Origin of the sequence: Streptomyces olivochromogenes (assembly GCF_021538895.1) — a bacterium.
GTDB lineage: Bacteria > Actinomycetota > Actinomycetes > Streptomycetales > Streptomycetaceae > Streptomyces > Streptomyces olivochromogenes_A.
Genome location: NZ_JADDRL010000185.1, coordinates 1 through 11,851 on the forward strand (window position 1 = coordinate 1; position 11,851 = coordinate 11,851).

8 protein-coding genes are annotated in these 11,851 nt (G+C 70.5%); 2 read left to right on the forward strand and 6 right to left on the reverse strand.

Features of this window, described 5'->3' with window-relative positions; genetic code table 11:
* Positions 1-181: 181 nt before the first annotated feature.
* The gene (locus tag IPZ69_RS44385; RefSeq protein ID WP_235460593.1) at positions 182-715 is read left to right on the forward strand and encodes a TerD family protein; all 534 of its coding nucleotides are present in this window, start codon (positions 182-184) and stop codon (positions 713-715) included.
* 3 nt (positions 716-718) lie between these two features.
* Here IPZ69_RS44385 and IPZ69_RS44390 read toward each other — a convergent pair whose 3' ends face one another.
* The 3 genes from IPZ69_RS44390 to nrdR form a co-directional block, all read right to left on the reverse strand.
* Positions 719-1,480 carry a DUF2785 domain-containing protein gene (locus IPZ69_RS44390; RefSeq protein ID WP_235460594.1) on the reverse strand — a complete coding sequence of 254 codons (762 nt, stop codon included), beginning with the start codon at positions 1,478-1,480 and terminating at the stop codon, positions 719-721.
* A 215-nt stretch (positions 1,481-1,695) separates the two neighbouring features.
* Complete coding sequence (locus IPZ69_RS44395; RefSeq protein ID WP_235460595.1) at positions 1,696-4,593, reverse strand: vitamin B12-dependent ribonucleotide reductase; 2,898 nt, start codon at positions 4,591-4,593, stop codon at positions 1,696-1,698.
* 163 nt (positions 4,594-4,756) lie between these two features.
* Positions 4,757-5,308: a transcriptional regulator NrdR gene (nrdR, locus tag IPZ69_RS44400; protein ID WP_235460596.1), complete on the reverse strand. Its 552-nt coding sequence runs from the start codon at positions 5,306-5,308 to the stop codon at positions 4,757-4,759.
* A 565-nt stretch (positions 5,309-5,873) separates the two neighbouring features.
* Here nrdR and lexA point away from each other — a divergent pair.
* Positions 5,874-6,653 carry a transcriptional repressor LexA gene (gene lexA / locus IPZ69_RS44405; RefSeq protein ID WP_235460597.1) on the forward strand — a complete coding sequence of 260 codons (780 nt, stop codon included), beginning with the start codon at positions 5,874-5,876 and terminating at the stop codon, positions 6,651-6,653.
* A gap of 154 nt (positions 6,654-6,807) precedes the next feature.
* On the opposite strand, the gene IPZ69_RS44410 is transcribed toward lexA, so the two are convergent.
* The 3 genes from IPZ69_RS44410 to IPZ69_RS44420 form a co-directional block, all read right to left on the reverse strand.
* Positions 6,808-8,784 (reverse strand): ATP-dependent DNA helicase, encoded by a 1,977-nt coding sequence (locus IPZ69_RS44410; protein ID WP_235460598.1) that lies wholly within the window; start codon positions 8,782-8,784, stop codon positions 6,808-6,810.
* Between the two features lie 109 nt (positions 8,785-8,893).
* Positions 8,894-9,904, reverse strand: a complete 1,011-nt coding sequence (locus tag IPZ69_RS44415) for a GNAT family N-acetyltransferase (RefSeq protein ID WP_235460599.1) — start codon at positions 9,902-9,904, stop codon at positions 8,894-8,896.
* Positions 9,905-9,993: 89 nt separating this feature from the next.
* The coding region (locus IPZ69_RS44420) for an IucA/IucC family protein (protein ID WP_235460600.1) at positions 9,994-11,851 on the reverse strand (1,858 nt) is incomplete at its 5' end.

Sequence of the window (11,851 nt, forward strand, 5' to 3'; positions counted from 1 at the left end):
CACGGTGCAGCGAATCCACTTGACCAGCACCGCGCCATCGTAAGGCCATGGACCGTGGCAGCGGTCACGCTCCGGCGAAGATCACCCGCGCACACTCCCCCGCGTACATGGCACGATGGACAACGAGCCTTGACTTCCGGGAAGTTGGGGCAGAGAGGCCTCTAGGGGGAAGGGGAAGTTGGTGAACGGCTTCAGCAAGGGGATCCGCAAGGTCGAGGTCGCACTGAAGTGGGACCCGAGTCCGGCCGGACAGCCGCCCACCGATCTCGACATCGTCGCCGCGACGTACGTGACGGGCGACCTGTACGGCGCACCGGCCTATCTGGTGCACTTCGACAGCCGTTCGCCGGACGGCACGATCTTCCTCAACCGGGACAGCAAGGACGGCAAGGGCTTCGGCTGGGACGAGGTCATGACGCTCGAACTCGACCGGCTCGACAGCCGGTACGCGCGCGTGGTGGTCGGTGTCGTCATCCAGCAGCGCGAGGCGGAGCGTACGTTCGTCAACGTACGGAACCCCGCCGTGCGCATCCGAGAGGGCTACACCGTCCTGGCCGAGGACGAATTCGCCTCGGTGCTCGGGGCGACGGCGGCGACCGTCGGCGAGTTCACGCGCGACGAGTCCGGCGGGTGGACCTTCCGGTCCGGCATGTACGGCTTCGAGGACGACCCGGCGACCTTCACCCGGCACATGGGCAGGGCACACCAGCCCTGACGGTCATCCGGTGCACGGGGCGACGATCGCGAGCGTCCGCGCCAGTGCGCCGAGGACCGGTTCCCGGTGGGTGGGCGTGCGCGGCGCCTCGTCCGTGTTGCGCCTCCTGACCCCGCGGTCGGCGAGGACGTACAGCATGCGCAGCGTACGCATGGTGTTCGACGCCCAGGCCGGGACCGGTCCGGGCTCACCCGTGCGGAAGGCCTCCGAGACGGGGATCAACCACTGCTCGGACTGGGCTTCGGTCAGCTCCGGATGGCAGAGGATCCGGGCCAGGGCGAGGGCGATGCGGTCGTCCTCCTGTGCGTCGAAGAGGTGGTCGGTGGGGGCCAGCAGCCGGTCCACGGCGCACTCGGCGAGTGGCAGCGGCCGCTGTCCGGGATGTTCGGCCAGGGCCGCCAGCAGATCGGCGCCGTGGGCGGCGGCGTGCACCCAGCCGAGCGCGGGATCATGCCCCCGCAGATCCGTCTCGGCGGGGTACCAGTCGCAGAAGGCGCGCCACCACTCCTCCCGCCAGGTCCCCGCCTCGACGATCCGGGCCAGGACGAGCGGCGCGAAGGCGCGGGCCTCGACGGCGGTGTCGGCGAAGTGCCGGGCCACGCTGTCGCCGAGGCCGTACCGCTCGCTCGCGTCGAGGACCGGTATCCAGCGCGCGGCGGTCGAGTAGGCCCCGTCGTCGCGCACGGACGGATCCGGTGAGCGCAGGTCCACGAGCAGTGTGTCGAGCGCCGCGGCGGGCGGGCCCGGCGAGTTCGCGGATGTCACCGTCGTACCTCTGCGATGTGGTCATGAGCGGAGGCTAGGGCCCAAAGGGGCGTGCGGGGACGGAAAAGGGACGCCGGCTCGATTCTCTTGATCACGCGATGAACCTGCCGCCACGGCGCCCGCCGCAAGAAGCGTCACAGACGCCGAGGGCGGTGGAGCCGGGAAACCGGCTCCACCGCCCTCAACGGTGGTTCACACCCTGACGGTGCCCGACCTCAGCTGCAGCCGCTGGTCGAGCCGCAGCCCTCGCAGATGTAGCAGGAGCCGGCGCGCTGCATCTTGGTGCCGCAGGAGAAGCAGAGCGGGGCGTCGGCCTGGATGCCCAGCTGCATCTCCACCAGCTCGGCGCTGGTGTGGGCCTGCTTCGGGGCTGGCTTGGCCGCCTCGGGCTCGGCCTTCGGCATGGCGACGGCCTTCAGCTCCTGGGCGCGCGGCGCCGACTGGGCCAGGCCCTCGACGTCGACCTCGTCGTCGATGGACGCCTCGTACGAACCGGTCTCCAGGTGACGCTGACGCTCCTCGGCGGAGTGGATGCCGAGCGCGGAGCGCGTCTCGAAGGGCAGGAAGTCCAGCGCCAGGCGGCGGAAGATGTAGTCGACGATCGACTGCGCCATCCGCACGTCCGGGTCGTCCGTCATGCCGGCCGGCTCGAAGCGCATGTTCGTGAACTTCGAGACGTACGTCTCCAGGGGCACGCCGTACTGGAGGCCGACGGAGACGGCGATGGAGAAGGCGTCCATCATGCCCGCGAGGGTCGAGCCCTGCTTGGACATCTTCAGGAAGACCTCGCCCAGACCGTCGTCCGGGTAGGAGTTGGCGGTCATGTAGCCCTCGGCACCGCCGACCGTGAAGGAGGTGGTGATGCCGGGACGACCCTTCGGAAGGCGCTTGCGGACCGGGCGGTACTCGACGACCTTCTCGACCGCGCCGCGGATGGTCTCCTCGGCCCTGGCCGTGACCTCGGCCTTCTCCTTCTCCTTGGTCTTGGCGGAGAGAGGCTGGCCGACCTTGCAGTTGTCGCGGTAGATCGCGAGCGCCTTGACGCCCAGCTTCCAGGCCTCGAAGTAGATCTCCTCGACCTCCTCGACGGTCGCCGTCTCCGGCATGTTGACCGTCTTGGACAGGGCGCCGGAGATCCACGGCTGGATCGCGGCCATCATGCGGACGTGGCCCATCGCGGAGATGGCGCGCTCGCCCATGGCGCAGTCGAAGACCTCGTAGTGCTCGGGCTTGAGGCCCGGGGCGTCGATCACATTGCCGTGCTCGGCGATGTGGGCGACGATCGCCTCGATCTGCTCCTCCTGGTAGCCCAGGCGGCGCAGGGCCTGCGGGACGGTGCCGTTGACGATCTGCATCGAGCCGCCGCCGACCAGCTTCTTGAACTTGACCAGGGCGAGGTCGGGCTCAAGGCCGGTGGTGTCGCAGGACATCGCGAGACCGATGGTGCCAGTCGGGGCGATGACGGACGCCTGGGAGTTACGGAAACCGTTCTGCTCACCGAGGCGGACGACGTCCTGCCAGGCCTCCGTGGCGGCGGCCCAGATCGGCGTGTCCAGGTCGTCCATGCGGACGGCCTTGGTGTTGGCGTCGGCGTGCTGCTTCATGACGCGCTTGTGGGCGTCGGCGTTGCGGGCGTAGCCGTCGTACGCGCCGACGACCGCGGCGAGTTCGGCGGAGCGGCGGTACGACGTGCCGGTCATCAGGGAGGTGATGGCACCGGCGAGGGCACGGCCGCCGTCGGAGTCGTACGCGTGGCCGGTCGCCATCAGCAGGGCGCCGAGGTTGGCGTAGCCGATGCCGAGCTGGCGGAACGCGCGGGTGTTCTCGCCGATCTTCTGGGTCGGGAAGTCCGCGAAGCAGATGGAGATGTCCATCGCGGTGATGACGAGCTCGACGACCTTGGCGAAGCGCTCGACGTCGAAGGACTGGCTGCCCTTGCCGTCGTCCTTCAGGAACTTCATCAGGTTCAGCGAGGCGAGGTTGCAGGACGTGTTGTCCAGGTGCATGTACTCGCTGCACGGGTTCGAGCCGTTGATACGGCCGGACTCCGGGCACGTGTGCCAGTGGTTGATCGTGTCGTCGTACTGGATGCCCGGGTCGGCGCAAGCCCAGGCGGCCTCGGCCATCTTGCGGAACAGGGCCTTGGCGTCGACCTCTTCGATGACCTCGCCGGTCATCCGCGCGCGGAGGCCGAACTTGCCGCCCCGCTCGACCGCCTTCATGAACTCGTCGTTCACACGGACCGAGTTGTTGGCGTTCTGGTACTGGACGGACGTGATGTCGTCGCCGCCCAGGTCCATGTCGAAGCCCGCGTCACGCAGGGCGCGGATCTTCTCCTCCTCCTTGACCTTGGTCTCGATGAAGTCCTCAATGTCCGGGTGGTCGACGTCGAGGATGACCATCTTGGCGGCGCGACGAGTGGCACCGCCCGACTTGATCGTTCCCGCGGAGGCGTCGGCGCCGCGCATGAAGGAGACGGGACCGGAGGCGTTGCCGCCGGAGGAGAGCAGCTCCTTGGAGGAGCGGATACGGGAGAGGTTCAGGCCGGCGCCGGAGCCGCCCTTGAAGATCATGCCCTCTTCCTTGTACCAGTCGAGGATCGACTCCATGGAGTCGTCGACGGACAGGATGAAGCAGGCGGAGACCTGCTGGGGCTGCGGGGTGCCCACGTTGAACCACACGGGGCTGTTGAAGCTGAAGATCTGGTGCAGGAGGGCGTACGCCAGCTCGTGCTCGAAGATCTCGGCGTCGGCGGGCGAGGCGAAGTACTTGTAGTCCTCGCCGGCCTTCCGGTACGTCTTCACGATGCGGTCGATCAGCTGCTTGAGGCTGACCTCTCGCTGCGGGGTGCCCACGGCACCCCGGAAGTACTTGCTGGTGACGATGTTGACCGCGTTCACCGACCAGAAGTCGGGGAACTCGACGCCACGCTGCTCGAAGTTGACCGAGCCGTCGCGCCAGTTGGTCATGACGACGTCACGGCGCTCCCAGGCCACCTCGTCGTACGGATGCACGCCGGGGGTGGTGTGGATGCGCTCGATACGCAGCCCCTTGCTGGCCTTGGTGCCCTTGGACCGGGAACCTCGTGCCGGGCCGCTCGCCGTCTCTGTCATGCCGCCTCCCTGTACGGGCTAAAACGCCCTGAAGTGCCACGATGTTCCCGTGACACGGTGTGCTGTCTTGTGTTGCGGGCACCCTCACGCTGCCGCCCACAACAGGTCTCGATCGCCGCCGTCCGGTCGGAACCGGGGTCTCCACCCGGTTCCCGCCCGCCGGTCAGTCGGCGGCGTGGGCAGGCACGGGGACCTCGCCGGTCCCCCCGCGCCCGCGGTCGTCCTCCTGGCTCCCCGCTCCCGCGTCTTCGTCGTCCACGGCGGGGCCTCGCCTCGCTTCCCGCAGTTCCGCGATGGCGGCCTCGAAGTCCTCCAGCGAGTCGAACGCCCGGTAGACGGAGGCGAATCGCAGATAGGCGACGAGGTCGAGCTCCTGCAACGGGCCGAGTATGGCCAGCCCCACGTCGTGGGTGGTCAGCTCGGCGCTTCCGGTGGCCCGCACCGCCTCCTCGACCCGCTGGCCGAGCTGGGCGAGCGCGTCCTCGGTGACAGGCCGTCCCTGGCACGCCTTGCGCACGCCGTTGATGACCTTGGTACGGCTGAAAGGCTCGGTGACTCCGGACCGCTTCACCACCATGAGCGAACACGTCTCCACGGTCGTGAAACGACGGGAGCAGTCAGGGCACTGGCGGCGCCTGCGGATCGACGTGCCGTCGTCGGTCGTACGGCTGTCGACGACACGGCTGTCGGGGTGCCTGCAGAAGGGGCAGTGCATGATCTCCAACCCTCCTCACAGCAGACTCAACAGCCCCAAGAGACCTCATGGGCCCCTCGAAGCAGCCCCAAGCATAGGCGATCGCCGTGGCCCCGAAGACCCGGGGGACCACAACTTGTGGGCTGCTGTAGCAATCCAACCACTAGATGTGGGGATTGGCTCATACATCGAGGCCATACGCGTGTCGCGCGCGTACGGATCGGCACCGCGCGATCGGACCGGCCTCACCCGCAACACGCGTGCGCAGAGCCGTATCGCCAGGGCATTTACGGAGATACGGTGGGCGCCGCACGGAGCAGACGTAGGACTCCGGCGCAGAAGGGGACCGCCGTCCGGTTGACCGGATTCCGGATGGCAGACTGGGGAAGCGGCCCACAAGGTCATGACCCCGGCGGTGAAGCGTACAGCAACGGGCTGTTTTGTCCGCCAGGGACCGCGTCAGCCATACACCCAAACACATGATCGCGACAGGTGAACCGCGATTTTTCACTCGAACGTGTGTTTGGCGCAACCTTTCGAAAGCAACTACCGTTGTGCAGCAGGGAGACCATCGAGAGGGGCCGACGTGACCACCACCGCAGACAGTGCCACCATCACTGCCCAGGACCGCTCCCAGGGCCGACTTGAGCCGGTGCATGCGATGAACGAAGCCACGAATCCCGAGGGGCACAAGCGCTCCCTGCCTGGCCGACCTCCAGGCATCCGGGCCGACAGCTCGGGGCTGACCGACCGGCAGCGCCGCGTGATCGAGGTCATCAGGGACTCGGTGCAGCGGCGGGGCTACCCGCCGTCCATGCGGGAGATCGGCCAGGCCGTCGGCCTCTCCAGCACCTCCTCCGTCGCACACCAGTTGATGGCATTGGAGCGGAAGGGCTTCCTGCGCCGCGACCCGCACCGCCCGCGCGCGTACGAGGTGCGCGGCTCCGACCAGGCCGTGACGGTGCAGCCCACGGACACCGCCGGCAAGCCCGCCGCGTCGTACGTGCCGCTGGTCGGCCGGATCGCCGCCGGTGGGCCGATCCTCGCCGAGGAGTCGGTCGAGGACGTGTTCCCGCTCCCCCGGCAGCTGGTCGGTGACGGCGAGCTCTTCGTCCTGAAGGTCGTCGGCGACTCCATGATCGAGGCCGCGATCTGTGACGGCGACTGGGTCACCGTCCGCCGCCAGCCGGTCGCCGAGAACGGCGACATCGTGGCCGCCATGCTCGACGGCGAGGCCACCGTCAAGCGCTTCAAGCGCGAGGACGGCCATGTTTGGCTGCTCCCCCACAACTCGGCCTACGAGCCGATCCCCGGCGACGACGCGACCATCCTCGGCAAGGTCGTCGCGGTGCTGCGCCGCGTGTGACGGCTGCGATGGACGGGCCGAAACGGCGCGTCCCCTGACCGGGCCCCGGGACCCCTGCGCCGGTTCCGGGGCCCTGTGCTGTGCGGGACCCGGTCCCGGACCGCATGACATCGCGGGGTGGCCGGTCCCGGCGCCGGGACCGGCCACCCCGCGATCACTCCGCCTCCGCCTGCTTCGCCTTGGCGTCGATGGCGGCCAGCGACTTCCGGACCTGGTTACGGTCCGTCGTGTACCAGAAGTCGGGCAGCGACGCCTTGAGATAGCCGCCGTACCGAGCCGTGGCCAGCCGCTGATCCAGTACGGCGACGATGCCCCGGTCCCCCGTGGCGCGTACGAGACGGCCGGCGCCCTGGGCCATGAGGAGCGCCGCGTGGGTCGCGGCGACCGCCATGAAGCCATTGCCTCCGGCGTCCTCCACCGCCTTCTGCCGGGCGCTCATCAGGGGGTCGTCGGGGCGCGGGAACGGGATCTTGTCCATGACGACCAGCTGGCAGCTGGAGCCGGGGACATCGACGCCCTGCCACAGCGACAGCGTGCCGAACAGACAGGTCTTCGGGTCCGCCGCGAAGTTCTTGATCAGCTCGCCGAGGGTCTCCTCGCCCTGGAGCAGGATCGGGAACTCGGGGATCCGGGAGCGCAGCTCCTCCGCGGCGAGCTGGGCGCCCCGCATGGAGGAGAACAGGCCCAGCGTGCGGCCGCCGGCCGACTGGATGAGCTCGGTCAGCTCGTCGAGCATGTCGGCGCGGTCGCCGTCCCGCGCCGGGCGGGACAGGTGCTTGGCGACATAGAGGATGCCCTGCTTGCGGTAGTCGAAGGGCGAACCGACGTCGACGCCCTTCCACTTCGGCAGGTCCTCGCCCTCCGTGCCCTCGGGCGCGAGGCCCAGGGACGCGCCCACTCCGTTGAAGTCGCCGCCGAGCTTGAGCGTCGCGGAGGTGAGCACGACGGAGCGGTCCGCGAAGAGCTTCTCCCGCAGGAGACCCGAGACGGACATGGGTGCCACGCGCAGGGAGGCACCGAAGCGGTCGTGGCGTTCGTACCAGACGACGTCCCACTCGGAGCCGTTCACCACGCGCTCCGCCACGTCGTGGACCGTCTCGACCGAGGCCAGCGCCTGCTTGCGGACCGCGTCCTCGTCCTGGACGGACTTGTCGCGGGTCGTGCCGAGCGCGGAGATGACGGTGCGGGCGGCGTCGCGCAGTGCCATCAGGGCGTAGGCGAGGTCCTCCGGGATCTCCTCCAGCCGCCCGGGCAGGGCCAGCTCCATCAGCCGCTCGAAGCCCTCGGCGGCGGTCTCGAGCTGGTCGGCGGCCTTCTCGTTCACCAGCTTCGCCGCGCGGCGCACCGCGCGGTTGACCTGGCCGGGCGTGAGCTCGCCGGTGGCGACGCCGGTGACGCGGGAGACCAGTTCATGGGCCTCGTCCACGATCAGCACCTCGTGCTGCGGCAGTACCGGCGCGCCCTCGATGGCGTCGATCGCGAGCAGGGCGTGGTTGGTGACGACCACCTCGGCGAGCTTGGCGCGCTCGCGGGCCGCCTCCGCGAAGCACTCGGCGCCGTACGCGCACTTCGTGGCGCCCAGGCACTCCCGGGAGGACACCGACACCTGCGCCCAGGCGCGGTCGGACACGCCCGGCGTGAGGTCGTCGCGGTCGCCGCTCTCGGTCTCGTCCGCCCAGTCGCGCAGCCGCAGCAGGTCCTGGCCCAGCTTGCTGGTGGGCGCCGCGGCCTCGAACTGGTCGAAGAGTCCCTCTTCCTCGTCCTGCGGTACTCCCTCGTGCAGCCGGTGCAGGCACAGGTAGTTCGATCTGCCCTTGAGCATCGCGAACTCGGGGCGGCGGCGCAGCAGCGGGTGCAGCGCGTCCACCGTGCGCGGCAGGTCGCGTTCCACGAGCTGGCGCTGCAGGGCGAGGGTGGCCGTCGCCACGACGACGCGCTCCCCGTGTGCGAGCGCGGGCACGAGATAGCCGAGCGACTTTCCGGTGCCGGTGCCGGCCTGGACGAGCAGATGGGATTCGTCGTCGATCGCCTCGGCGACCGATTCGGCCATGGTCACCTGGCCGGGGCGCTCCGTACCGCCGACGGCTGAGACGGCGGCATGCAGGAGTTCAGGGAGGGAGGGCTTCGTCATAGCGCGACCACCCTACGACCCGGCACTGACAAACGGGCGATCAAGGCTGGGACCAGGGGTGGGACCGGGGCTGGGATCACGGTGGGGTTCCTCGGCGTCGTCGCGCGGCCTACATCAGATGGCGCAGGGACCGGTCCCGGATCATGAGGGCGGCCCGCTTGGCGGGCAGGTCGACCTCCTCGGCGTACCGGAAACCCGCCTTCAGGAAGGCGGCCACGGAGGCGGTGTTACGGAGATCGGGCTCCGCGACGACGCGTACGCAGGCGGGGCGACGGTCGAGGACCAGGTCGGCCACGGCCCTGAGCAGGGCGGAACCCAGCCCCCGCCCGCGGTCGGCGACACCGCCGATGAGGAGGTGGATGCCGGTGTCGTGCGGGCGGGACGGGTAGTAGCGGGCCAGCGGGTCCAGGTCCGCCCGGTAGATCTCCCAGTAGCTCATCGGGGTGCCGTCCAGGATGCCGACGCACGGGACGCTGCGCCCGTCGCCGGTCAGTTGCGCCCGCAGATGGTCCTCGGTCTGGGCCCCGGAACCGGCCAGCTCCCAGAAGGCGGAGACGGCGGGGTCGTTCATCCAGCGGCGGATGAGTGGAAGGTCGCGGTCGAGGCGGACCGGGTGCAGCTGGAACGAGCCGACGGGGGTCGCGATCGGCCCCCAGGCACGGACGCCGTCGAGCAGGTCCTCGTGCGCCGCGACGGGCCGGTCGCCCGCCGGGACCTGCACCCGGGTGGTCGGGACGTGCCACAGATCGCCCGCGTCCGGCCATCGGTCGCCCGCGTCCGGCCATGGGTCGCCGACGCCCTGGCACTGGTCGCCCCCGTCCTGCCATAGGTCTGGTGTGTCCCGCCGCCGGTCGGGCTCGTCCGGCCATCGGTCGGCGAGGTCCCGCCCGTCGTCGGCCGGGACGAGCCGGTCCTCCGTGTCTCCCCCGCGGCCGTGCGCGTCGTACGTGTCGTATGCGTCGTACGTGTCGGGCGCCTTCCCTGCCATCAGGGCGACGAATTCGTCGGGCAGGCGCAGGTCCAGCGTGTCTTCGCAGTTCTCGCTGACCTCGCCGGGGTCGGCGCAGCCCGGGTGAGCAGGGACAGGGCCGGCGTCGGCGCTCGCGTCGGTGGGAGGCACGGCGGGCTCCTCTCAGGAGACGGGGTGGGGCATGTTCCTCGGAAGTGAAGGACGTCGATGTCGTGCGGTTCAGGGGTGGGTCGTGCGGTTCAGCAGTGCAGGGGGTTGGCGATGGTGACGTAGACGGACTGGGTGTCGACCGGGCCCACGAGTTCGTCGAGGCCGTGCAGCCGGGTGAGCAGGTTGGCCTTGCAGCGCAGGACGGGCGAGTCGAGCAGCCGGGCCGGCAGGGAGGTGCGCGGCGCGGAGGGTCCCGAGGCGACACCTGTGAGGAAGCGGCGGAAGGCGGCGAGCAGCAGCTGTTCGTCGGCGAGGCGCTGGGAGCCGAACGCGCCGATCAGGCCGAGCACGTTGTTGATGGCGAGGTAGTACGCGAAGCGTTCGTCGGTGACCTCGTCGGAGACGAAGGTGTCGCTGTGCTCGCCGATGCCGGGCAGCCGGGAGTCGAGTTCGGTGCGCCGGGACTCGCGGAAGTAGTAGCCCTGGTTGTCGCGATAGCGGCCGCCGGCGGGCCAGCCGTCGCCGTCCAGCAGGAGCAGCGTGTTCTGCTGGTGGGCCTCCAGTGCGACGCCGGCCTCGCTGTCCAGCCACAGCACCGGGCGTACGACCTGTTCCAGATAGCGCAGGAACCATTCGGTGGCGACGGCTGCGAGGGGTCGCCCGGTCCGTTCGGCGAGCCGTGTGACGACCTGCGCGAGCCGGGACCGGACCGGCGCCGTCGCCCCCGGTCCGCCGTCGGCAGCGGTGCCGGTGGGGCCGTAGGGCCGGGGTGAGACCAGTCCGGCGATGCAGGAGACGTCGTCCGACGGGACGAACGGGTTGTGCCGGATCATCACGTCGAGGCCGGGCACGGGCCGGCCGTCGGGACCGTCGACGGCCAGCCAGGCCGGGTCGCGGACGATGTCGAAGCCGGGGTGAGCGGCCTGCCAGGCCTTGGCCAGACCGGCGCGCAGCAGGCGGTGCACCTCAACGCCACGGTGGAGTTCCTTGCGGAGGTTCTCCCGACGGGAGTTGGTGATCCGCAGGCCCAGGGAGAGCTTGAGCATCGCCGGGCCGCCGGGCTGGTGGACGGTGCGTACCGAGGAGGTGGGGTGCCACGGGGAGCCGTGCGGGCCGAGTTCCCGGAGGAGTCCGGCATCGAGGAGCGCCGCGGTCTCGGTGCGCAGCCGGACCTCGCGTGCCTGCCAGGGATGCAGGGGCAGGGCGGCGTGGCCGTCGGGCAGCGGGAGCCCGGCTCCGGCGAGCCACGCCGTGAGCTGCGCGGCGGGAACGGGGCGGCCGCGTTCGGTCCAGGCCGAGTCGGTCGCCAGAAGGGACGGCGCGACGGCCATCCAGTGCAGCGGGAAGGAGCCGCGCAACTCCGGTGAGTACAGGCGGGCTTCGGCCTCGGACAGGCCTTCTCGGCTCTTCGGGGTCGGATGCAGCGGGTGCCCGAGCAGCAGCGCCTGTTCGGCGGCGAGGAAGAGGTCGGGGCCGTCGGCGGGGCGCCGGCGCCGGTCGCTGATGAAGGTGACGGTACGGCGCAGGGAGTCGGCGACCCTGGCGACCAGGTCACCCCCGTCGCCGCGCACGCCGGCCACGCGGGCGGCCGGGCCGGAGTCGGCGCCGCCCGGCGTCTCGCGGGTGAGCAGGGCGGCGAGGGTGACCGCGTCGAGCGGTGGGGCGTCCTCGGGGGCGTCGGCGAGGCGCGGGAGTCCGAAGCGGTGCCAGCCCGCCGGGGACCAGTAGCGGACCGGCGCCGTCACGGCCGTACCGCTGGTGGGGAGCGGGATGCGGAGGGTGCCGGCGTCGGGTGCGGTGAGGCCCGTCTCCCGCACCCAGCAGCGGAGGAGGCTGTCGACGGCCGCGGCCTGGGCGGCGACCTGGGGGTCGGGGTGCTCCAGGTGGTCGCCGGAGGTGCCCTGGGGGCGTGCGGCTTCCGGGGTCCGGGCCTTCTGCGCGGGTACC